At 59.3% G+C, this 22,847-nt stretch carries 14 protein-coding genes and 1 pseudogene; 8 read left to right on the plus strand and 7 right to left on the minus strand.

Going from position 1 to position 22,847, the window contains the following annotated elements; translation table 11 throughout:
• Nucleotides 1-85: 85 nt before the first annotated feature.
• The 5 genes from FHX03_RS29595 to FHX03_RS29615 are packed head-to-tail and all read right to left on the minus strand — an operon-like array spanning nt 86 to nt 5,495.
• Entirely contained in the window at nt 86-1,054 is a 969-nt protein-coding gene (locus FHX03_RS29595) for a glycoside hydrolase family 26 protein (protein ID WP_183856680.1), read from the minus strand.
• Nucleotides 1,055-1,057: 3 nt separating this feature from the next.
• The gene (locus FHX03_RS29600) at nt 1,058-1,585 is read right to left on the minus strand and encodes a DUF995 domain-containing protein (protein ID WP_183856682.1); all 528 of its coding nucleotides are present in this window, start codon (nt 1,583-1,585) and stop codon (nt 1,058-1,060) included.
• 37 nt (nt 1,586-1,622) lie between these two features.
• On the minus strand, nt 1,623-3,491 hold the full coding sequence (locus FHX03_RS29605; protein ID WP_183856683.1) for a glycosyltransferase family 2 protein: 1,869 nt from the start codon (nt 3,489-3,491) through the stop codon (nt 1,623-1,625).
• A complete protein-coding gene (galE, locus tag FHX03_RS29610; protein WP_097628466.1) occupies nt 3,488-4,471 on the minus strand; it encodes a UDP-glucose 4-epimerase GalE in 984 nt (327 codons plus the stop codon). Before galE ends, FHX03_RS29605 begins: the two co-directional genes overlap by 4 nt.
• A gap of 1 nt (nt 4,472) precedes the next feature.
• A complete protein-coding gene (locus FHX03_RS29615; protein WP_097628467.1) occupies nt 4,473-5,495 on the minus strand; it encodes a UDP-glucuronic acid decarboxylase family protein in 1,023 nt (340 codons plus the stop codon).
• Between the two features lie 397 nt (nt 5,496-5,892).
• On the opposite strand from FHX03_RS29615, the gene FHX03_RS29620 reads away from it, so the two are divergent.
• A complete protein-coding gene (locus FHX03_RS29620) occupies nt 5,893-6,213 on the plus strand; it encodes a hypothetical protein (protein ID WP_183856685.1) in 321 nt (106 codons plus the stop codon).
• 178 nt (nt 6,214-6,391) lie between these two features.
• Here the strand turns inward: FHX03_RS29620 and FHX03_RS29625 are convergent, their stop codons facing one another.
• Nucleotides 6,392-7,174, minus strand: a complete 783-nt coding sequence (locus tag FHX03_RS29625; protein ID WP_012559437.1) for a helix-turn-helix transcriptional regulator — start codon at nt 7,172-7,174, stop codon at nt 6,392-6,394.
• 824 nt (nt 7,175-7,998) lie between these two features.
• Between FHX03_RS29625 and FHX03_RS29630 the strand changes: the two genes are divergently transcribed.
• The 7 genes from FHX03_RS29630 to FHX03_RS29660 all read left to right on the plus strand — a co-directional run bounded on the left by FHX03_RS29630 (nt 7,999) and on the right by FHX03_RS29660 (nt 20,944).
• Entirely contained in the window at nt 7,999-8,973 is a 975-nt protein-coding gene (locus FHX03_RS29630; RefSeq protein WP_183856687.1) for a fibrinogen-binding protein, read from the plus strand.
• Nucleotides 8,974-9,113: 140 nt separating this feature from the next.
• Nucleotides 9,114-11,183, plus strand: a complete 2,070-nt coding sequence (locus FHX03_RS29635; protein ID WP_183856689.1) for a hypothetical protein — start codon at nt 9,114-9,116, stop codon at nt 11,181-11,183.
• A gap of 25 nt (nt 11,184-11,208) precedes the next feature.
• The gene (locus FHX03_RS29640) at nt 11,209-13,557 is read left to right on the plus strand and encodes a type I secretion system permease/ATPase (RefSeq protein WP_183856691.1); all 2,349 of its coding nucleotides are present in this window, start codon (nt 11,209-11,211) and stop codon (nt 13,555-13,557) included.
• A 5-nt stretch (nt 13,558-13,562) separates the two neighbouring features.
• Nucleotides 13,563-14,912: an HlyD family type I secretion periplasmic adaptor subunit gene (locus FHX03_RS29645; protein WP_183856693.1), complete on the plus strand. Its 1,350-nt coding sequence runs from the start codon at nt 13,563-13,565 to the stop codon at nt 14,910-14,912.
• A gap of 120 nt (nt 14,913-15,032) precedes the next feature.
• Nucleotides 15,033-15,524: a hypothetical protein gene (locus tag FHX03_RS29650; RefSeq protein WP_097628473.1), complete on the plus strand. Its 492-nt coding sequence runs from the start codon at nt 15,033-15,035 to the stop codon at nt 15,522-15,524.
• Nucleotides 15,525-15,782: 258 nt separating this feature from the next.
• Complete coding sequence (locus FHX03_RS29655; RefSeq protein WP_183856695.1) at nt 15,783-17,435, plus strand: GNAT family N-acetyltransferase; 1,653 nt, start codon at nt 15,783-15,785, stop codon at nt 17,433-17,435.
• 128 nt (nt 17,436-17,563) lie between these two features.
• The gene (locus tag FHX03_RS29660; RefSeq protein ID WP_183856696.1) at nt 17,564-20,944 is read left to right on the plus strand and encodes a DEAD/DEAH box helicase; all 3,381 of its coding nucleotides are present in this window, start codon (nt 17,564-17,566) and stop codon (nt 20,942-20,944) included.
• A 429-nt stretch (nt 20,945-21,373) separates the two neighbouring features.
• On the opposite strand, the pseudogene tnpC reads toward FHX03_RS29660, so the two are convergent.
• Nucleotides 21,374-22,655: pseudogene (gene tnpC / locus FHX03_RS29665) on the minus strand (IS66 family transposase).
• Nucleotides 22,656-22,847: the final 192 nt, after the last annotated feature.

Genomic DNA, 22,847 nt, shown 5'->3' on the forward strand with positions numbered 1-22,847 from the left:
CGCGTCGCGATCGTATCGCGCGCCATGCTTTAACCTGCGAGGAGAGGCCCGCGAACCCCGGCGGACCTCTCCTTGTTTTGTGGGATCAGTTGCTGACGCTATCGACCACGCGCCAGTCCGGCCGGCCGAGATCGTACGGCCAGGCGTGCACATCCCGATCGTTGAAATAGACGACTTCCTGCAAGTTTGGAAAGGCGCTCTGTTTCAGCGTCGCGGTTTCGATCCAGGGCCGGACATAGGCGTCGCCGCCTTGATAGCCGAGCTCCGCCACCCAGATCGGCTTGCCATAGCCGGCGACGAGATCGTAACCCTGCTTCAGCGCTTCGGAGAACGTCCGATGCTTGTCGTATGCAAGCTCGTCGTAGCGTTCCAGGCCGAAGACCGAGAGCCCGACAAGATCGACATAATCGTCACCGGGATAGTAGTCCTGCAAGCCCGGCTCGCCCTTCGGCGACCACATGATCTCAGTGCCTGGCGCCTCCTGGCGGACGATATCCATCATTCGCTTATAGGCGGCGATATAGTCCCGCGGGTTCCACCCGGACCACGAAAACCGCCCCGACTTGTCCTCCATCTCCTGGCCCCAGCGAACGATCACCGGGCTTTTCAGCTGGGATATCATCTGCGCGATCGCCCGCATGTTGACATCGTAATCGCCGCGCAGGACCTTCCGGCGAAGCTCGGCGGAGGTCAGCCGCCAGTCGACGTCCCAGGACCACGGCTCCACGGTGATCAGCAGATTGCGGCCTCTGGCCTGCGCGTAGGCATCGGCGACGCGCAGCGTCTCCAGATCGACGTCTTCCCAGGGCAGGAACAGCGCTTCGGTTGAGACATTCGATTGTGCGCCAAAATCGCCATGCGGATCGTAGGCCCCGAACTTGATGCCGTCGGCATGAAGTTCGGGGCGTTTATCGATGATCGTCTTGACGCTTGCAGCCGGGTTCGGGGCTATGCCCGCATATTGCACCTCGCTTCGGCCGGGCATATCCGCGGCACACAGCAGGAGCAGCGCGATCGCTGCGGTGGAGAGGTTCTTTTTCATCAGCTTCTTCATGGCTCACCCTCCTTTTCGGGCTACTTCCTGGCTCAGCAGGACCTGCTTCAGGTCACGCGCCTTGTCGCTGGCCGAATCGATGGGAACGAGCTTGCGAAACTCGTCATCCCCGCGCACCGACGCATGACGGAAGACGTACCAATTGCCGTCCGGCTGGCGCCGCTGATAGATTGTGTTGCCGATCTTGCGGTGGCCGAAACAAGTGCTGGCGCGGGCCGCACCCTCGGCGTTCGTCCAGGTGGCGCGCATGCAGAGCTGGCCGAGGTCGTCGACCACCCACTTACCTTCGGCAAAGGATTGCTTGCCCTTATCGTTCACCCAGGCGACGAAACGCCGGCCGTCATCCAGGAAACGGCCGCCGCCGGTGTTCCAGACCCAGGTCTTGTCGCCATAGATGCGGTAGAGCTCATAGGCGCTGAGCGGCGTCGGCGTCGGCGCCATCTTGCCAGCTGCCTCGGCGCACTGGGCCACCGCTGGCAGACACAAGCTGAGAGCAAGGGCCGCTCCATAAAGTTTCGATCCGATACGCATTACTTCCTCCTGTTCGACACTTACCGGTTCCGCCGGCTCAGACACCCTGTTGGTCCCGTCCCATGTTGCCGAACCCATTCCATTTGAGACGGAATTTCGTGATCTTGGTCTTGCCGCCGCCGAGGCCGGCGCCGGCCACGGCAAATTGCGTTTCGGTGAAGCTGACGAATGGCTGGCCATGGGAAAGGGCTTCGAGGCTGCGGAGGCCATGGCCGCCCAGTTGCATTCCGCCGGTAACCCAGATGGCAAGCCCCATGGCTGTCGCGAGCCGCAGCCCATGCGATTGCGGCAGCAGCGGCAGATCGTTCTCGATTGCGTGGCGAACGACGATCAGCACCGTCAGCAACAGATAGATCGACAGGTTCATCGCGGCGAAGATGTAAAAGCCCTGTGCGGCAGCGGCCTCGCTGGCAAAAGCCATGGCGACGGCGCACAGCCCGGCGAGCGCGATATATGGCGCGACGACGCGCAGCGGCAGAGAATGCTGCTGCTGCTGTCCCTTCGGCGTGATGCGGAAATCGACGAAGGAGCCGGAGATGCGATCGCGCATGGCGGCCAGGCTGCCGGCGAGCGACCACGGCCAGCGCAGGAAGATGAAGGCGAGCCCCTCCCAGCCGAACAGCTTCGCATCATACGGCCTGAAAGTGCCCGTCGCCCGCCAGAACACGGAAAATAGCGTCAGCACGACCGATATCGGCGTGAAATGCACCAGAAAATCAGGATAGGTGACGTTGACGAAGACATGGCCCGTCAGCAAGGCGGCAACCGGCAGCAGGAACATGACGGCCATGAAGACGGAAAAGAGCGGATACCACAGCTGCGAGAACACGAACTGAAATTTCAGCCGCCACGGCAGATGCGCGATGTAACCGCCGGAATGCTGCAGCAAAATGGTGACGAGGCTGCGCGACCACTGGAATTCCTGGACGACGAGATCGGCAAAATTCGCCGGTCCGTCGCCATGGGCGATCGCATCGACGGCATGCACGCCACGCCAGCCGCCGGCATTCATCATCAGTGTCGTCGAGTGGTCTTCGGCGAGTTCCGGGCCGAGGCCGCCGATTTCACGAAGCGCTGAGGTGCGAACGGCATAATGCGAGCCGATGCAAAGCGGCGCCCAGCCATTGTTGTAACCCGTCTGCAGCGAACCGTGCAGGCTGGCTTCAGCATAGAGCCTGCCGCGCGCGGCCCAGCTCGTCGCGGCGTTGGCATCGCAGATGCTGGGCGCGGAGACATAGCCGATGCCGGGGTCGGCGAAGGGACGGAGGACCTCACGGAGATAGGTCGGAGTCGGCACATGATCGGCATCGAACTGGGCGACGAAATCGTAACGCGCATAGCCGAAATGGTCGTAGAAATAGGCGAGATTGCCTTCCTTGCAGCGCGTCCGGCGCGGCCAGGTGGCGCGATGATATTCCGCCACGCCCTTTCGGGTGGAGATCAGCACGCCGTGTTCCGCGCACCAGCGCCGGGTTTCCTGTGAAGGATCTTCGTCGGCCAGCCACACATCGAAATCTACGCCGATCTGGTCGAGCATGGCCCGCAGTGTTGCGCGGACCACGGCAAAGGGCTCGGACGGCGCCTTGGTGACCACCATCGCCACCCGCCCTTCCGGCAGCCGCGCGTGGGGGCTGACCGTTCTCGCATCGAGGAAGATCAGGATGAAATAGGCCGGCACAAGCGTGATCCAGCCCAGCACGAGGGTAATGAGCACGAAGGCCGACCAGGAAATGATGTGAGCCGACTGGCACCACCAGATCCAGAAATAGCCGAGTGCCGCCAGCCAGCAGAGGATGCCGAAACCGTAAACGACGCGGTTCCAGCCGGCGAAGACGGCATCGAATGCATCCGCGGAGGCGGCTTTCGCCGTCCTGGTGCGATGGCCGATTTCCGAACCGATGCTCATGCCTTCACCTCCAGCCCGAACGTGGGACCGGCGGTGCGGATGATCGTATCGATATCCGAGAGAGAGGGCGCGAAGCCGAGTTCCGCCTTGGCTTTTGCCGTGTCGGCAAAGAGGATCGGCGGATCGCCGGCCCGGCGGGGACGATACCGGACGGGAACTTCACGGCCGGTCGCGCGATAGATGGCTTCGAGGATCTGGCGCACCGAGGTGCCGCGGCCGGAGCCGAGATTGACGCTGAGCGAATCGCCATCGGCCATCAGGTGATTGACGGCGGCAAGATGCGCCTGGGCGAGATCGCTGACATGAATATAGTCACGCACGCAGGTTCCGTCTTCGGTGGGATAATCGGTGCCGAAGACATCGAGGCGCTCCAGCCTGCCGGCGGCAGCGAGAAGGGCGCGGGGGATAAGATGGGTTTCCGGATGGTGGCGCTCAGCAAGCTCGCCGTCCGGATCGGCACCGGCCGCATTGAAATAGCGCAGCGCGGCGAAGCGGATGCCATAGGCGGCGGCAAAATCTTCGAGCGCCATCTCGAAGATCAGCTTGGTGCGGCCGTATGGATTGACCGGGTGCTGTGGAGTTTCCTCCAGTATCGGCAACGAGGCCGGGACACCGTAGGTGGCGCAGCTGCTCGAAAAGACGATCCGGTCGATATCCTGGTCGAGGCAGGCCTCAAGCAGCGTCAGGCTGCCGACGACGTTGTTGCGGTAATATTTCCTGGGCATTTCGACGGATTCGCCGACATAGGCGTTGGCGCCGCAATGGATGACGCAATCGGGCGAAAACTCTGCAAGGGTCCGGCGCAGCGTGGCGGCATCGGCGAGGTCCGCCCGGATGAGCGGTCCCCAGCGGACACTGTCGGCATGCCCCGTCGAGAGATTGTCGTAGGTGACGGGGACCATACCGGCACGCGACAGCGTTTTGCAGATATGACTGCCTATGAAACCGGCGCCGCCGGTAACCAAAATGTAGCGGGGCATCTCATACGACCTCCGCCTTCTCGGCGCCGGCAAGCAAGCCGTCGAAATAATCGACGGTGCGCGCCAGGCCGGTTTCAAGCCCGATGCAGGGTTGCCAGCCCAGATCGGCCATGGCCCGGGAAATATCCGGCCGCCGCTGGCGCGGGTCATCGGTGACCGCCGGCAGATGAACGATCTGTGAGCGCGAATTGGTGAGGTCGCGAACGATCTCCGCCAGGCGCCGAACGGTGATCTCGGCCGGATTGCCGAGGTTGATCGGGCCGTGGCAGGCGTTGCCGGCGGCCGAGAAACGCAGGAAGCCCTCGACGAGATCGTCGACATAGCAGAAAGAGCGGGTCTGCTCACCGTCGCCATAGATCGTCAGATCTGCATTGCGCAAAGCCTGTACGATGAAATTGGAGACGACGCGGCCGTCATCCAGGCGCATGCGCGGCCCATAGGTGTTGAAGATGCGGCCGACCTTGATGTCGACGCCGTAGGTCCTGTGATAATCGAAAAACAGGGTCTCGGCGCTGCGTTTACCTTCGTCGTAACAGGCCCGCGGTCCGATCGGGTTGACGTTGCCGCAATAGGATTCCTGCTGCGGGCTCTGGTTCGGGTCGCCATAGACTTCCGACGTCGACGACTGAACGACGACCGCACCGGTCTTGCGGGCGCAATCCAGGGTGTTGACGGCGCCAAGCACGTTGGTGAGCAATGTGCCGACAGGATCCCGCTGATAGTCGGGCGGAGAGGCGGGCGAGGCGAAGTTAAAGATGAGGGACGCTTCGATATCGAAGGGTTGGCGAACATCGTGCTCGACGAGCTGAAAACGGGCGTTCGATGCGAGGTGATCGACGTTCACGCGGCGCCCGGTGGAAAAATTATCGAGGCAGATGACTCGGTGGCCGCGCTGTAGAAGCCTTTCGCAGAGATGCGAGCCGAGGAAACCGGCGCCGCCATTCACAAGAGCGGTGCCCAAATCCTTGCGCACCGGCATGTCTGTCACTTCGGAATAGCCTTCGCTGGGAACGAAACTACGCATTACAACTCCTTCCCATGTTTTAGTCTTTTGTTTTAGTTAAGCACTTCATGCCGTCCTTATCCTGTTGGATATTCATTGTACCGACTCTGTACCGACTATCTCAACATGAATAACTTTTGAGTTATTCTTAGAACAACTGAATTACTATTAAAATGATAAGACGATTGCGGATAAGGTCAACTTCAAAAATTCCAAGTATTCGAAATAATTACGCAACTATTCTTTGATGTAACAAATGATTAATCATTTTCTGTCTATTTTACCCTCAGAGCGAGTGTCCAGACCGCGCTCAAGCTTCACTCAATGCAGCTCACCTAGAAGTAACGGGAAGATCGGCCGGGCTGAACCGCACGACCGGCCTTGCATCCGGAAGCGCCATATGCGAGGGGTTTTGGCCATGTTGAAAAAACAAGTTGCAGCGCAGCCGAAAGGCTGGCGTCTATTTCATCTTGCGATGTTTGCCGGGGGAACGACGCTTCTTGCGATCGGGACAGCGGCCTGTACCGTCGTTAACGACGACATAGCCGCCGTAGCGAAAAAGAACGTCGTCGTGGTCGAGGCCCCGCGCGCTGCAAAAACCTATGCCTATCCGGCAAATCGGCCCGAACGCCCGGCTACGCCAACGGTTCGCGTCGCCTATCACGGCTCAGCGCCTTATATCTGCTCTCCCAGCGGCTTCGGACAGAAGTCGCGCTGCTTCGCACGTCCGTCGATCTGACGCAACAATCAGTGCGACGGCCTTGTTCGCGCGTCTGAATGGACGCGTGGCGCGCGAGAGTATTTGCGCCTTTCTTCGGTTCACCAAGATGCTCAGCCTTTTTGTTTTCACGCCATTCCCGGCAATAGCGCGCTTTGCCTGGCAAAATCGCTAGCCAATTTGCCGGACTTGCTCTGGATCAGTTGCGCCACCGGCCGGACATGTCGTCCTCGCCGGCGGGATGCTCGTTGAAGAAACGGGATGCAGCTTCCGTCCGGTTTCGGACGTTCATCTTCTTGTAGATGTTGCGGACGTGAACCTTCACGGTGTTTTCGGAAAGATGCAGCTTGTCGGCGATGATCTTGTTTTGCGTGCCCTTGCATATGAGGTCCAGGATCTGAACCTCGCGCGTGGTCAACGAGGAGATGCTGTCGCGTCTCAGCTTCAGCGCATTGGTGCGCGCCGCATCGACCGATTTTGTCTGATAGAGCGAAGGCTCCAGCGGGGTGTTCTTGTTGGTGAGGCGATTGAGAAGGGCTGACGGAAAATGTTCGCCACCCTTCATCAGCAGATCAACCGCGGCCATAAAGACATCGAGCCGCAGGTTGAGCGGCAGGACGCCATCGATGATCCTTGCCTCCACCAGGCGGCTGACATAGGGTTCGAGCATGTCGATCGCTTCGACGACGAGTCCGACGGAAGTTTCCGGGTGATTTTCGCGAGCAGCCTGCAGCGCTTCATGAAGCTCGGGCGCAGGTATGTGATAGAATAAAACAAGCTTTATATCGTTGGCATCTTTGTCCAGCATCGGCTTTGTGCTCGTTATGCTTGACACCTCACAGTTCGGAAATTTCTTCGCCAGCGCTTCTACCATGCATTCAGAAAACAGGTCCGCCTTGGCGACCACTAGTATAGTATTTCTCGATGACTCCAACTTCCGTCCCTGGTCAGAATTCTCCGTCTCTGAGCCTGTCATGAACATATACGCCTCCCCTAGCGTTACACTTTACTCAAACGTGGAGCGATGGCGGGTATTCAATAGTATGAAATGCCGGCCCCGGATGTCACCGCCTTATTTTTTAGACATTTCTTAATTATGTTAATACGGATTGAGAAGGAAGGAAATGGCCCAAAGTGATTAGTTTTAGCGGGCGAAAAACAACAATATACTAAGCTTTGGTTGTATTTTTACTATGATGCGTACTTCGAGGTTAAATTTGCTCCCAATATAGATCAGAGCTCGATGTAATAGTTCAGTACAGATTGTTATATTTTCGTCCTCAAGCGGATATGGGCCGAACAACCGTCGAATGGCGCCACTCAACCCCGCGGCGAGCGCTGCAAGTCTTACTCTCGTCGCTCGGCAATACCCCACCTGAGACGTCCCATTGCTCCACCGACAGGGGCTAGACGAAGGTGGTCAATCTGCCTTAGCCCGAATTGATATCTATCGGCTCCGCATTTTTTCCAGCAATCTGTGATCGTCGCCAAAGTGGCGGCATGGACGATCCAGGTATCGGCGTGTGTTTTTGGTACGTGGCATCCATTTAGGGCAAATCAACGACAATAAAGCCTGAACACTCCTCATCCTCGTCAGGATGCGGAGCTGGATATGTGCGGCCTTGTACTGAGTACGTACGGTCCCAATACCAACGGTTTGACGAACAAATCGCGATGAAGCTGCAGATGACTGGTATCGAATACATCTGCCGATGTTAACCGCATCGGAGCGAGCGCGAGCAAGATCCCATTTGAGATGAGAGGGATTTCGAAAAGCTGCTCCGGTTTTTTTCTGGAGAGATTTTGATGTCTGACGCCTATAAACACGACCCGAAACCATCGGGCGACGTAACCGAAATCACGAAGGTCGGGGCGCTGGCCGACGGCTTTGCCAACAGCGCTATTAATTCAACTGAAGTCGACGACGGCTCGACAGGTTATGTCGGTGGCGTCGCCAATGGCGACAATCGTGACAATACCGACAACAGCGTCGACGTCGACGTCAAAGCCGAACTCTCCGCCAACAATGGCGACAACCGCGATAACGAATACGACTGGAGCTACAAGTCCGACGACGACACCAGCACCAAGACCACGACGATCACCGAGACCAAAACCGACTACGACTGGAGCTATGACAGCAAGTCGTACAGCGACAACGACACCGACACCAAGACGATTACGGACACCGATACGAAGACCGTGACCGACACCGATATCAAGACCATTACCGATACCGACACCAAGACAGTTTCCGACAGCAACAACACCGCTGACAGCTTCAACAAGACGGACACCGACTTCGCCGTCATCGAGGACGTCAAAGATTTCGACAACCTCGGCGTTGCCGGCCACGACCTCACCTTCAACCTCGGCGACGACTTCTCCTTCACGCTCGACGTCGACAGCATTCTGAATGACTCACTGTCCGGCGCGGGCAACGACAGCGGCTTCAGCGCCGTTCAGGCAAACCATCTGGCCGACCAGGACAGCGCCTGGAACATCAAGATGGAGAACGAAGGCGCCCAGAACCACTTGAACGCCAATGCAGGCACCGCCGATAGCGCGGAAGGCATGGAAATGGACGGCCGGGGCTGGGATCTCAAGGCCGGCGACGACGCCACCGGCTCGAGCGCGGCCGATGCTTCGGCGATCCTTGCCAATTCAGGCTTCCACCTCGAGCTCGTTCAGGGCGCGAACCTGCTCAGCAACACGGTCGACTCCAGCGTCATCGGCGGCAATTCTCATGTCTCCGACGTCGGCGAGGATACCGGCACCTGATACTAACCTCCAGCGACCAAGACGAACTGCACCGGCCGGCGCCGGTGCAGTTCGACTGTTTGAAAACGGTTTGACGACCATGGCTCCCGGCGGGGCCGCTTTAAAAGGCCGATCGTCATTTCGAATGGGAGGGCCGAACCATGCATATCGAGAAGATTTCGGAAATCATTGCGCACTTCATCGGTCTCTTCGAGATGACCACCGAAGAGATGAGGGCGCGCACCAAATTTGCCGAAGGCACAGGAGCCGGCGACGATGGACCGGTTCTGCCGGATCAGGACGCGTTTACCGCGGCCTTCACTTCCAATCTGCAGCTCAAGGACTACGATCCCGAGATCATCTACAAAGGCGGCAGTTACGAGATCGAATTTGGTCCTTCGCGTCATTTGGGCCGCGTCTTCGAAGAGAGCATCGAGAAGCTGGCGGCGATTGCCGCAAGGGACATCCCGTTACCGCATTTCGGCTCGCCCACGGATATCGTGCTGTCGAATGAGCCGGAATTGAATGTCTTTGCCGGGCCTGGTTCGGCGATCAGTCATGTCCTCCAGGTCAACGTGCTTTACGACGACGACTATCTCGACATGACGGACGGCAATCATGCTGCCCGGGACACGAGTTTCGTCACCGAGCGGCTGGCGGAGTTCGGCACCAAGGCCGAAGTCTTCACGCCTTTTTCGGATCTCCACCGAACCGACAGCTATGACGGCGCCCTGAAGATCGCCCAGGATCTGGAAAGCTACATCCATGATGCCCGCGATACCAAGGATGCCGCAAATGTCCAAGACGAGGATAGCGAGAGCAGCGGTGCAACGCCGCCAAGCACCGACGCCACGCATGATTTCATCCGCCTCGATCCCGAGGTCAACGGTCCGGTTTACGTCAACGGCAAGATCGAGGCCGAGATCCCTGTCCTCGATGACTTCCTGCCCGACCGCGGTCTCGCCAAGCTCCCGGAAGAACCCGACGATAGCAATTCATCCGTTGAGCAGACCGACCCAAGCGGCAACAGCCTTGAGGTGACCGCCGGGGCGAACTTCGTCATCAACGTCGCCTCGGTGATCAATACCGCCGTCATCACCTCGGTCACCGCGGTGATGGGCGACTACCACCAGGTTGATGCGGTTTCCCAATCCTTTGTCTATAGCGATAATGACGATATCGCCTCGGCGCTGCGCGCATCCGCGCACTCGGCCGAGGAGGCGGGGACAGTCGCCAAGAATATCGCGGTCTTCCAACAAAGCACCTTCGAGGCATCGAGCCATGCCGAAACCGATGCTGCCGATCCGACGTTCCCGACCAGCTGGCGCGTCAGTGTCATCGACGGCGATGTCTCCTTCGTACAATGGGTCGAGCAGTATCACTTCGTCAGCGACAACGACACGATGACGGTCACCACCTCGGGATCCGAAACCACGGTTCTGACAGGCGGCAACACCTCCATCAACCTCTCCTCCTTTTTCGGGATGGGCATGCAATATGATCTGGTGATCATCGGCGGCAATGTGCTCGACATCAACAGCATCACGCAGATCTCGCTGCTCTACGACAATGACTGGGTGCGGGCGGAAGACGGCGCCGATCCCGGCGCCGACATCGAGACCGGCGACAATCTGATCTGGAATTTCGCCTCTATTCACAATGTCGGCGCAGGCAGCCCCTTCGAGGCAATGCCGGATTATATGATCGAGACCCAGAAAGCCATCGAAGATCGCGATCCCAACATGCCGGAAGGGCTGTCCTTCGATGTGAATTTCCAAGGCTATGCCGGCCTCAACGTGCTCTACATTACCGGTAATCTCTACGACATGACTGTTATAAAGCAGGTCAGCATCCTCGGCGATTCCGATGATGTGACCCAGGCGGCATCGACGCTTCTGAAGAACAATCCCGATGCAACGGTCACGATCGACACCGGCAGCAATGCGGTCGTCAATATCGCCGAGATCATCGATTATGACAGTTTCGGCCAGACGACCTATCTGGTAGGCCAGCTCTACTCGGACGCTATCCTCATTCAGGGCGGGCTTGTAGAGCATGACACGACCCAGCCGCACCAGGCAGACGACAGGCTCGCCAACGAAGTCATCGCCTTTCTCAACGACGATGATCCTGCGGCCGGCGATTCTGCCGATGGCGTAATCAATGCAGGGCATGACCTTTCTTGGTCGTCGGCGCATCCCGCCGACGTCATGCAAGCCGTGGTCGCGTGACCCTGAGGATTGTGAGAGAATCACGATGAACCAGATTTCGAAACAAGTCTTTGCAGCGGGCAGCGCCCTCGATTTGAGGTCAGGCAATATTCCCTCCGCTGCGCCCTCGGAAGCGGCGAGGAACGATCTGTGCATCTCTGCGATCGACGAAGCCGTCGAGAACCTTCGTCGGCTCACCGGTGCCGCCGCTTCGTCTGCGTCTTCCGATCGCAGCAAGGCGCCGGCCGATGTTCCAGCAAGCGACGCTGCCCATATGGCGCGCGCAGCCACGGTGCAGGCACCCCTCCCGCAAAAGACGGTGACGTTGGAATCCTCATTAAAAGCCTGGAATGCAGAACCGGCGGCTCCCGCTGCAGTGATGAGGGGCCCGGCACCAACAAAACCAGTGGAAGAAAAACCGGTTGAAGCAACACTGGCGGAGGCATCCGACCCATCGCCGATCGAGGCGCGGGCGACGCCTGAACTGCCGAAAGAGAAAACCGAGCTCAAATCGAGCCCGACGATGCCTTTCGCTAAGACCATCGAAGGCGACAGCGGTCCGGTCAGCGAGACCGACAGGCGTCTCCGCACCGGCGGAGGCGGAAATGGCAAGCATTCCGATCCCGGGGGCGGCGGGGGCGGGGGCGGGGGAAGTGGCGGCGGTTTTCACAAGCGCAGCGAGCCTGTGAATTTCGCCGCCAGCCTCGCGCGCGGCATGGGGGCCGTACGGCGCAACATGGTGGTCGTCATGATGTTCACGATCGCCATCAACGTGCTTCTGCTGGCGATCCCGCTCTATCTCTTTCAGATATCCGACCGGGTGCTGACCAGCCGCTCGATCGACACGCTCGTCATGCTCTCGATCGCCGTGCTCGGCGCCGTGCTGCTTCAGGCCTTCATGGATACGGTTAGGCGCTTCATCCTGATGCGAACCGCGGTGGAACTCGAAGTGCAGCTCGGCGCGCCGATCCTCAGCGCTGCGGCGCGGGCCTCGCTGCATGGCAGCGGCAAAGACTATCAGACGCTCCAGGACCTGCAGCTGCTGCGCGGTTTCCTCACATCCGGCACGCTGATTGCGTTTCTCGACGCGCCGCTGATGCCGTTCTTCGTCGTCGTCGTTTATTTCGTGCATCCGCATCTCGGCATCATCATCATGACCTGCTGCGCGGTGCTATTCTTCATCGCCTATCTGAACCAGAAATTCACCGCCCGGCAATTTGCCGAATCCAACAGCTATCTCAGCCGGGCGAATTTCCACCTGGATTCCATGTCGCGCAATTCGCAGATCATCAACGCAATGGCGATGATCCCCGAGGCCGTGAAGATGTGGGGCCGGGAAACGGCGGGCTCGCTGAAATCGCAGGTCGAGGCGCAGGACCGCAACATCATCTTCTCCGGCATATCGAAGGCCTGCCGCATGATCACCCAGATCACTCTGCTCGGCTGGGGCGCGCATCTGTCGCTCTCCGGTGAGCTGACCGGCGGCATGGTGATTGCCTCTTCGATCATCTCGGGACGCGCACTGGCGCCGATCGAAGGCGCCATCGAAGGCTGGCACCAGTTCAACCGGTCGGCGGCCGCCTATTCCAGGATCAAGAGCCTGCTTTTGAACTCGCCGTTGAACTTCCCGCGCCTGCGCCTTCCCAATCCGGAAGGCCGGCTCGATGTCGAACGCATTCTGTTCGTGCCGCCGCCGCAGAAGAAGGTCATTCTCAACGGCATCTCCTTCTCCCTCAGGAAGGGCGAATCGCTGGCGGTCATCGGCAATTCCGGGTCCGGCAAGACGACGCTCGGCAAGATGCTCGTCGGCTCGATCGTGCCCACGTCGGGAAATGTGCGCCTTGACCTGATGGATCTGCGAAACTGGGATCAGCGCCAGTTCGGCGAAAGCATCGGCTATCTGCCGCAGGACGTGCAGCTCTTTCCCGGCACGATCAAGGCGAATATCTGCCGCATGCGCGACGACATCGAAGATCACCAGATCTACGAGGCCGCGGTGCTGGCCGACGTCCACGAGCTCATCGCGGGTTTCCCGCAGGGTTACGAGACCATCGTGGCGGCCGACGGCGCTCCGCTTTCGGGCGGCCAGAAGCAGCGCATCGCGCTTGCCCGCGCCTTCTTCGGCAATCCCAAATTCGTCGTCCTCGACGAGCCGAATTCGAACCTCGATACACAGGGTGAGGCAGCCCTTGCCAAGGCGCTGATCCATGCCAAGAAGCAGGGCATCACCACCGTGACGATCACCCAGCGCCCGGCCCTGCTCCAGTGCGTCGACAAGATCCTGGTGCTGAAGGACGGCACTGTCGCCATGTTCGGGGAGCGGATCGAGGTGCTGCAGGCGCTATCGAAGAACAACAGCAATAACGGTCAACAAGCACCGCGCATCGAAGGGTGAAGGCTATGGCACCGAAACAACAGGAGACCGCCGGTCCGGTGCAGCTCGAATGGTATAGCGACGTGCCGCGCTCGATCCGGATGCACAGCATCGTCGGCCTGACGGTTCTCTTCACCTCGTTCGGAGGGTTCGGCTTTTGGGCCGCAACGGCGCCGCTCGCCTCGGCTGTCATCGCCCAGGGAAGTTTCGTTGCGACGGGCAACAACAAGATCGTCCAGCATCTGGAAGGCGGCATCATCAAGGAGATGCGCGTCAGCGAGGGTGATACCGTGAGGGAAGGCGATATTTTGCTGACCCTCGATCCAACCGCCTCTCGCTCGAATGAGCGGATGCTGCAGCTTCGGCGCCTGCGCCTGGAAGCCGTCGTCACAAGGCTGCGCGCCGAAGCGCAGGGTCTGCGTGAATTCCAGCTTCCCGCTATTGTGACGAAAGAGGCGGGCGATCCGGACATCAACGCGATCATCCAGAGCCAGAACATCGTCTTTCACAGCAAGCAGATCAAGCTCGAAGAGCAGCTCAATCTGATCGAAAAAAACATCCAATCGCTGGAATATCGCTTCGCCGGTTATACCGGCCAAAAGGAATCCTTCGAAAGGCAGCTATCGCTGCTGACCGAGGAACGCGACTCCAAGGCCCGGCTGGTCAAGGTCGGCTATATGCGCAAGACGGATCTCTTGGCGATCGAGCGGGCGATCGCCGATGCCATGGGCGACATTGCGCGCCTGAACGGCGAGATCAACGAGAGCGAGGCAGAAATCGCCAAATTCCGCCAGGAAGCCGTCATCGCCGTCAACTCCAACAAGCAGGCGGCGCTCGATGCGCTTGAGACCGCCGAATCCGATCTCGACAGCGTGCGCGAACAGATGCGCGAGGCTGCAGGCGTGCTCGAGCGCACCACCATCCGTTCACCGGTGTCGGGAACCGTCGTACGCTCCTATTTTCATACCGCCGGCGGCGTCATCACCACGGGCAAGCCGATCATGGAGATCCTGCCGGCGCATGTGCCGCTGATCCTGGAAGCGCAGGTGCTGCGAACCTCCATCGATCAGCTGCGCGAGGGAGAAATGGCATCGGTCAGGCTGACGGCGCTCAACCGGCGGACGACGCCGGTTCTAGAGGGCAAGGTCTTTTATGTCTCGGCCGATTCGATCGAGGAGAATGCGGGCCTCTCGGTCAAGGACGTCTATATCGTTCGCGTCGCAATACCCGACTCCGAGATTGCGCGGGTGCATAATTTCCATCCGGTTCCAGGCATGCCGGCCGAAGTGCTGATCCAGACGTCGGAACGCACCTTCTTCGAATATATCAGCAAACCAATTACCGACAGCATGTCCCGGGCTTTCAAGGAACGCTGAGCGATCCAGCAAACGACGGGGGTCCGCGAGGATCAGGGATTTGTCCGTGTTCTGATATGATGTCGGTAATGTATCATCCCTTCGGGATGGATCGTCCCCTCCGGGGAAGAAAGGGCGAGCATGGCGGCGATGTCGGATGTCCTGCTACGGGTCGGGCGCCTGAACTATGTCTGGACGAATACCGAAAGCCTGCTGATCTACATCATTGCCCATCTCCTCCGGGTCGAAAAAGATGCGGCAATCGTCGTGTTCCTGACCCTCAACACGACACGTGCACGGATGGATCTCATCGAACGGCTTGCAAAGCTCGCTTCGACCCCGCCTTCCGACCGGAAAGCGATCCTTTCAGCCATGGCGCGGCTGAAGAAGGAATCCAAGACCCGCAACAAATACAATCATTGCATTTATTCCTTCGACGACAAGGGAGACATCTCAAGCACACAATTGATGCGGCTGGTCGAGGACGACAAGGAGATCCGCTACGGCAAGATCGAGCAGATGGATGCGCGCGAGATCGACCATTTGGAGAAGTCGATAGCCGAGATCGTCGCCATCAGCCGGACGCTCTGGGCCTTTATCCATGCGAGCCCGCGGATCTCCGGCGAGCTCTGATCTAGTCCTTATGTATGGTGAGTGGCCGAACTTTGGACACCTTGGCGACCTATATTGAGGCATCGTGTTCCATACAAATTGCTTAAGTCTATGTAATTGAATTATTTAATAAAAATATATCCGGATTCTGGGTTATTTGCCGGCTCAGAACTAATCATAATTAAGCCCTGAAAATCATCCGGACGGTTTATTTGAAGATCGGTTTTTCCCCTTAGAATGAAAGCTCCCGAGTAACGTATGGAGTATTGGGGGGCGGCCATGCGCATAGATATCATCGACACCATTGCCGGGTTCGAGGCGGTGCGCGACAACTGGGACCAGGTCTTCATGGACGATCCCGATGCGCAGCATTTCCTCTCCTGGATCTGGCTGAAGAATTATCTGTCGCGCCGGCGCCGCTGGTTCATACTCGCCCTTCGCGAACGCGATCCGGATGCACCCTACGTTGCTTTTTTTCCCTTGCGCCTCATCACGCATCTCAACGAAAAAACCGGCCTCTTCTACGACGAGATCATAATGGCCGGGAATTTTGCGGCCGATTATACCGGCTTCATCGTCAGGCCGGATTACGAACATCATGCCATTGCCGGCTTTGCCTCGTTTATCAAACATCAGAACTGGACCGACCTGAAGCTCGATTATTTTAGCGGCCCTGCCGGACGGCGCGAGAAGATGATCGAGGCGCTGCGGGGGCCGGAGGTGATGTTTCGCGACAGCTCGCCCAGAAACAATGAAAACATCGACAATACGATCTGCCCGATCGTTCCCCTGCCGGCAAGCTTCGACGATTATCTCGAACAGCGCATGAGCACTCAGACGCGCCAGAAGCTCCGGCGATTCCTGCGCACGGTCGAAGGCGGCGATATCTTCCGCATCACGACGGCGACCCCCGAGACCATCCATCGCGACCTGGACATCCTCTTCGATCTCTGGCGGACCAAGTGGAGCACCCGCAAAGGCGCGGAGCGGACCGAGCGGCTGATCATCACCACCCGCGAAATGCTGATGGACTGCTTCGACAACGGCAATCTCGAGGTGCCGGTCTTCTGGCATGGCGACCAGCCGCTTGGCGCGCTGGCGAATATCGTCGACTGGCGGAAGAAGGCGATCCTCTTCTATGTCACCGGCCGCGACGAAAACTGGAAGACGCCATCTCCCGGTCTCATCCTGCATGGCCACTGCATCCGGCGGGCGATCGAGCAGGGCTTCAAGACCTATGACTTCCTGCGCGGGAACGAGCCCTATAAATATATGTTCGGGGTCGAGGAACGACGAATCAGCTGCACGCTCTTCCGCACCCGCAATGGCCAGAATCTGCATGGAGCGCTCAACCCGCGCAGTATTCGTTTCGTCTATGAACAGGCGCTCGACATGTACCGCGACGGCGCCCGCGGGAAAGCGGAGATTGCCTTCAACCAGGTCCTGCAATCGGCTCCAGGCCATACCGGCGCGGGATTTGGCCTCGCCAATCTGCTGTTCGACCGGGGCAGGCTGACGGAGGCTCTGGCCGCCTATAAGGCGCTCGCCGAGCAAGCGCCCGATCCGACGCCGATCCAGATGCGGCTTGGCGATACGCAGCTTGCTTTGCATCAATACGACCAGGCCGCCGAGACGTTCCGCCTGGTCGGCGATGTCGGGCCGCATCTGATCCAGGCGCATTACAAGCGTGGCATTGCTCTTGCAGCCGGCAAACGGCTGGCCGAAGCGGAGGCCGTTTTCGCCGCGATCCGGGACGTGCATTCGGACGATCCGGCCGCACTCGACTATGTTGCCAAGGCAAATGTCGCCCTCGAACGGATCCAGGCGAGGGCCGAACCTACGCCTCATAAGACCGATGTCGTGTCCGAGACCATCGCCCGCTGGAACCGAGGCTGGCAGCTCAGCGAGCGACGCCGGCCACGTCTGCACTGACGAGATACCTGCCGGGACAATGCCTTCTGGCGGTTCCTGGACGCGCAGCCGCCATGGTCTTTGATTTCGGGCTGTGATCGTTGTTAAAAGAGACGCAAGCCTAATTTGCAACGCCTCAGTGGAACCTCATGCAGACCAATGCAGATGGCGCCGAAAGGGAACGGCTTCTGGCCATTCTCGATTTCTGGCACAAGATCGAGTTCTTTATTCCCTACGATCTCTCCAGCCGTATCGTCGCAGGTGAAGGGCGAAGTGTCTTCTGGCTGCATGCAAGGACGCTCGACGATGACAGTGCCGCGCTCAGCCGTCCAGCAATCCCCGAGGAGAAGCAGATCACGGGTTTTACCCTGTTTCTCGGCGTTTTCGGCAAATCCGAAATTACCGCTGTCCGCAGGCACTTCGATATGACTGCGGCCGATATCGCCGAATATGAGGATGCCGAACGCGGCGATCTCGACGGCGATACCTGCTTTGCCAGCCTGCAGCTGACACCCCTGGGGCAGCCGATTTTCGAAACATTTTCCGTGTCCACGCTTCCATGGGCTTTGGGGCGCGCGCGAAAATCCGGCCTCTCCTCGCTCAGCCACGAGGCATTTGCCGACGGCAAGCGGCAACTGACGGAATTGCTTCAGAATTTTCGGACGCAGCGACAGCTGAGATCCTCATCCTTCGACGACGATGCCGATCAGCCGCTCGATGCCGGCGAAATCCTGACGCTGCATGAATTGCTCTGCGATTGGGCGAGCTTCGCCACGCATCAGGAGAAGCCCATTGCCGCGGTTGAAATACGCTACAAAGACAGGGCGGAAAGGCCCGAAATCCTCTCGCTGCCGCCGCAGCAGGAGAGCCATGCGCCCGATGCCGGCGATGAGGAGGATGAGAGTGCAAGCGCCGAGGAAGAGATCGGTATCCTGAACAGCTTCTTCATCGAGGATATCGAGCGGGCGATAATGTGCGTCAAACACGGTGATATTCCCGAGCCGCTCAGGCGATATCTCACCCCCCTTGCCCCGGAGAAGCGGATCGATCTCTATTCGGAGGATGGGCGCAAGGCGATCATTCGGGCCTTGCATCCCGGAAAACTCAACCGTGGACGCTGGCTCAGCGAATCTCATCACGCGATGAGCCTCATGCAGCAGTTCGCGATCAACTCCGCCATTGGCGACCTTTCGGAGACGGGACTTTTCTCGGTCAACGGCCCACCGGGGACGGGAAAGACGACCCTGCTTCGCGACATGTTCGCGGATAATATCGTTCGGCGCGCCCGCGTTCTCTCTTCCTTGAAGGTGGCGCGCGATGCCTTTGACGGATCGCCGCGCCGCGTCACCTTCACAGACCGGAGCACCGCCTCGATATCGGCGCTGATTCCGGGCCTCGCCGGTTTCGAAATGGTGGTCGCCTCTTCCAACAATGCCGCCGTGGAGAATATTTCGCGCGACCTTCCCAAGCGAAGCTCGATCGCCAGGACGTCTTCCCTCCAATATCTGCAGACGGTCGCGCACAAGATCGCCTGCCAAAAGGACAATGGCGCCGCCGTCAAGCTTTCCGACGGCGACCGCCCATGGGGTTTGATCGCCTGCGCGCTCGGCAACTCCAGGAACCGGCGAGCCTTCAAAGAACGGTTCGCCTTCATGGAGATCCCCGAAAGGCCGAACCCCGGCTGGTCCGGCGCGGCCAAGCCGCAGACGATCTGGCAATGGCGAGAGAGCTATGAGGGGCCGAGCTTCGCCGAAGCATCGTCGGCCTTTCGTGCCGCCGACGAGCGGGTTCGCGACAAGATCGGTCAATATGCGCGCTATGCCGATCTCCACGACGATATCGCGCGGGTCTCGCAGGATGCATTCTGCCGCGACGCGCTTGAACGGGTCGCGGCCGCCGCCGCCGACCTTCGGCGCGCGCAGAAGCGCTGCGACCTGACCGCGGCGGAAATGCTCCAGATCAAGGAAGAGTTGTCGCATCTGAAGGAGGAGGAACAGCTGCTCGACCGCAGCGCGCCTGCCTGGTGGGAGCGAGTGATGCCGAGCAGTCCCGCCCGCCAGCACCGGCAGAATGTCGGCGCCAATGCACGCCGGCAGCTGGAATTGCGCAAGGCGCTGGCGGACTGTGAACAGTATCTTGCGAAAATCCATGAACCTCAGCGGGAACAGTCTTTGCGAGAACATGAGCGGGCCGAACAGGCACTGCGGTCACGACAGAAAATCTGGGAGAGGAAAAGAGAGGAATTCGACCGTCTGGGGGAAGTTTTCGGTCATCCCACTGTGCCCGGGCGTCTCACAGACCTCGAAACCGAGCGGTTTCAGATCGATGGTCTCTGGCATCAGCACGAGCTGGCAGGCCTGCGCTCGGCATTGCTGGAAGCGGCGTTGACGCTGCACGAAGCCTGGCTGGCGGAGGTTGGCAGAAAAGGCGGGGGTTTTGGCGGAAACATCGTTGCCATCAGCAAACTGCTGTCCAACAACAGTCCCGTCGATGACGAGCACATAGCATTGATCTGGCAGAGCCTTTTCATGATCGTTCCCATCGTCTCGACGACATTCGCCTCCTTCGCCCGACAATTTCGCGGGCTGGGCGCCGGTTCGATCGGCTGGGTCTTCATCGACGAAGCCGGTCAGGCGGTGCCGCAAGCGGCGGTCGGGGCCTTGTTGCGGGGGCGCCGCGTCATGGCGATCGGCGATCCGCAGCAGATCGAACCGGTCTTTATCCTTCCCAGCGCGCTGATCACTGCCGCTTCTGCTCTCTCTGCCCACACGGCGGCAGGACAATATTCGCCGAACCGGGCGTCGGTGCAGATGCTCGCCGATGCCGCCAACCGCTATGGAACGACCGTCCCCGGCGAGGAAGCGGACGGGCTTTGGATCGGCTCCCCACTGAGGGTGCATCGGCGCTGCATCGATCCGATGTTCGGCCTGGCCAACCGGATCGCCTATCAGGACAAGATGGTATTCGGGTTGGAGAATCGCCGGCCGGCCGGCGACGCGCCGCCATTTTATGGTGACAGCGCCTGGATCGACGTCAGGGGCAGGGTAGCGGGCAAACAGACGGTTGCCGAACAGACGGACTTCATCGTCGATGTCCTCACTGCAACCTATCGCCGCGATGGCGCATTGCCGGACCTCTACATCATCTCGCCCTTCAAGGAGATCAAAAACAATCTGAGGCAGGCTCTGACCCATGCAGGATGGGTCGATCCGCTCGGAAATATGCGGTCCCCTCCTTTGAGGTTGTCGCGATGGCTGCGGGAGCGGATAGGCACGGTCCATACCTTCCAGGGCAAGGAGGAAGACATCGTTTTTATGGTGCTCGGCGCCGATGCCGATCACAGCGGAGCCGCAGCTTGGGCCGCATCGAAGCCGAACCTCCTGAACGTGGCGCTGACACGCGCCAAACGCCGCTTCTATATCGTCGGCGACCACACTCTCTGGCAAACCTTGCCGTACTTCAGGGAGACCGCGAATGCTTTGGAGACTGTGCAAGCAGCGGAATTCCTGGCCCGGAATGAGCTGAACTGACGGATCCCGCTGTTGCGCGCTGAGTAAGCGCTGTTTGCCTGACGAGCGTATTGCTGTTTCGAACAGTATGGCTGTGACAGAGATGCCAGCAATGCGCCGACACCGGAAGTCGAACTAGCGCCTACGAAAATGGGTCTCGGCGAACCTGGTCAAAACAATCGACGTGAAAATCCAAAGTACGAAATACAGGGGCAGCAGGAGCAGGTAGTATCGGCTCTCAAAAATCGCCCAAAAGAAAGTCGCCTTGGCGAGCAGCAGGAAGCCTAGCCCCGTGAGGCCGTATGTCAGTATGCCGACGATACCGGGCTTTACATAGTCTTCCCACAATTAGCGGCTCCATGAATGGCGACAATCCAAGCGCAAAAATCAACTTACACCAAGGCCCGTCGCTTTCCAACGCGGAGGCCCGCTTCGGGCCGACAGGGGACTTCAGCCGTGTGTACGCTCCGGGTAATTCCACGGCATTAGCTCGTCGATCCGGCTCTGCTTGTGGCCGTTGACAAGGCGGGTGAGCGTGGCACTCAGGTAGGCAAGCGGTTCAACGGCATTGAGCTTGCAGGTCTCGATGAGGGAGGCGATGGTCGCCCAATTCTCTGCTCCCGCGTCATGCCCGGCAAAAAGAGCGTTCTTCCGATTGAGCGCAATCGGCCTGATGCTTCGTTCTACGGAATTGTTGTCAATCTCAATGCGACCATCGGTCGGGAAGCTGCAGAGGCCTTCCCAATATTTGGCGATATAGGTGAGAGCCTCGCCAAGCGGCGATTTGCCAGCGACGCGGGCACGATGCTGAGTGAGCCAAGTTCGCATGGTCGGAATCAACGGAGCTGATCGTTCCTGCCGCCCGGATGTCGAAACCGACGCGGTCGGGTGCGGTCAGCCGATTATATCCGGCATATCCATCGACCTGGAGGGCGCCCGTGAACCCTTGCAATATCCGCTCGGCATGCTGCCCGCCACGGCCGGGAGCAGAGGTAAAAGCGACACCGGGTGGGGCACCTCCGCCCCATGGTCGGTCATCGCGGGCCAGCGCCCAGAAGTATCCGGTTTTAGTTTTGCGGGAGCCGGGATCGAGTACCGGCGCACGGGTCTCGTCCATGACCAGCTTGGTCGAGCGCTTCAGATCGGCAATCAAGGCGTTGAACACCGGACGCAGTTCGAAAGCTGCCCGACCGACCCAGTCAGCAAGTGCGGAGCGGTCAATATCGATACCCTGTCGGCTCATAATCTGGGCCTGCCGATAGGGGGCAAATGATCGGCGTATTTGGACACCAGCACATGAGCGATGGTCGCCTCTGTCGGCAACGCGGCCTGGATCAATCGTGCAGGCGCTGGAGCCTGAGCAACGCCATCGGTGCAAGCGCGGCAGGCATATTTGGGACGACGAGTTATCGATGATCTCTTCGATACGAGGAAGATGGGCGGGTAGAGAGCCACGATTGATCGTCGGTTCTGAAGCGGGCGGATCGACGATCACCGCTGCAAACTCCAACGGGTCTTCGGGGGCGGGCAGAACCAATTTGCCCTGCCGTGCCATCGTCCGCCAGGTGGACAGGTGGTTCGGCTTCAGTCCATACCGCTCTGCGACCTCATTCACCATCGCGCCGGGCCGAAGGCTCTCCGAAACGATCTGCGCCTTGACGTCGTCCGGCCAATGCCGATTGACCTCACGTCCAGACTTCCTGGTCGTGAGAACCTCCAATGTACTCTCCATGGAGAAACTCCCGTTGCTCTTCCAGGAAAGGCGATCACAGATTGGCACGGCCGGGACAATGTGGGAGCGGGACACCGATTACCTTCGCGACATCCGCATCAACGCCAAAACCCGCCGAGAGGCGGGTTTTGGGGTGTTGTGCTAAGGGAATTTGGTTGCGGGGGCAGGATTTGAACCTGCGGCCTTCAGGTT

Origin of the sequence: Rhizobium sp. BK456, assembly GCF_014194045.1 — a bacterium.
Lineage (GTDB): Bacteria > Pseudomonadota > Alphaproteobacteria > Rhizobiales > Rhizobiaceae > Rhizobium > Rhizobium redzepovicii.

What these genes read in the sequence shown, in the direction of transcription:
- FHX03_RS29595 (WP_183856680.1), bottom strand. Translation starts at nt 1,054, where the DNA reads ATGAAGAAGCTGATGAAAAAGAACCTCTCCACCGCAGCGATCGCGCTG.
- FHX03_RS29600 (WP_183856682.1), bottom strand. Translation starts at nt 1,585, where the DNA reads ATGCGTATCGGATCGAAACTTTATGGAGCGGCCCTTGCTCTCAGCTTG.
- FHX03_RS29605 (WP_183856683.1), bottom strand. Translation starts at nt 3,491, where the DNA reads ATGAGCATCGGTTCGGAAATCGGCCATCGCACCAGGACGGCGAAAGCC.
- galE (WP_097628466.1), bottom strand. Translation starts at nt 4,471, where the DNA reads ATGCCCCGCTACATTTTGGTTACCGGCGGCGCCGGTTTCATAGGCAGT.
- FHX03_RS29615 (WP_097628467.1), bottom strand. Translation starts at nt 5,495, where the DNA reads ATGCGTAGTTTCGTTCCCAGCGAAGGCTATTCCGAAGTGACAGACATG.
- FHX03_RS29620 (WP_183856685.1), top strand. Translation starts at nt 5,893, where the DNA reads ATGTTGAAAAAACAAGTTGCAGCGCAGCCGAAAGGCTGGCGTCTATTT.
- FHX03_RS29625 (WP_012559437.1), bottom strand. Translation starts at nt 7,174, where the DNA reads ATGTTCATGACAGGCTCAGAGACGGAGAATTCTGACCAGGGACGGAAG.
- FHX03_RS29630 (WP_183856687.1), top strand. Translation starts at nt 7,999, where the DNA reads ATGTCTGACGCCTATAAACACGACCCGAAACCATCGGGCGACGTAACC.
- FHX03_RS29635 (WP_183856689.1), top strand. Translation starts at nt 9,114, where the DNA reads ATGCATATCGAGAAGATTTCGGAAATCATTGCGCACTTCATCGGTCTC.
- FHX03_RS29640 (WP_183856691.1), top strand. Translation starts at nt 11,209, where the DNA reads ATGAACCAGATTTCGAAACAAGTCTTTGCAGCGGGCAGCGCCCTCGAT.
- FHX03_RS29645 (WP_183856693.1), top strand. Translation starts at nt 13,563, where the DNA reads ATGGCACCGAAACAACAGGAGACCGCCGGTCCGGTGCAGCTCGAATGG.
- FHX03_RS29650 (WP_097628473.1), top strand. Translation starts at nt 15,033, where the DNA reads ATGGCGGCGATGTCGGATGTCCTGCTACGGGTCGGGCGCCTGAACTAT.
- FHX03_RS29655 (WP_183856695.1), top strand. Translation starts at nt 15,783, where the DNA reads ATGCGCATAGATATCATCGACACCATTGCCGGGTTCGAGGCGGTGCGC.
- FHX03_RS29660 (WP_183856696.1), top strand. Translation starts at nt 17,564, where the DNA reads ATGCAGACCAATGCAGATGGCGCCGAAAGGGAACGGCTTCTGGCCATT.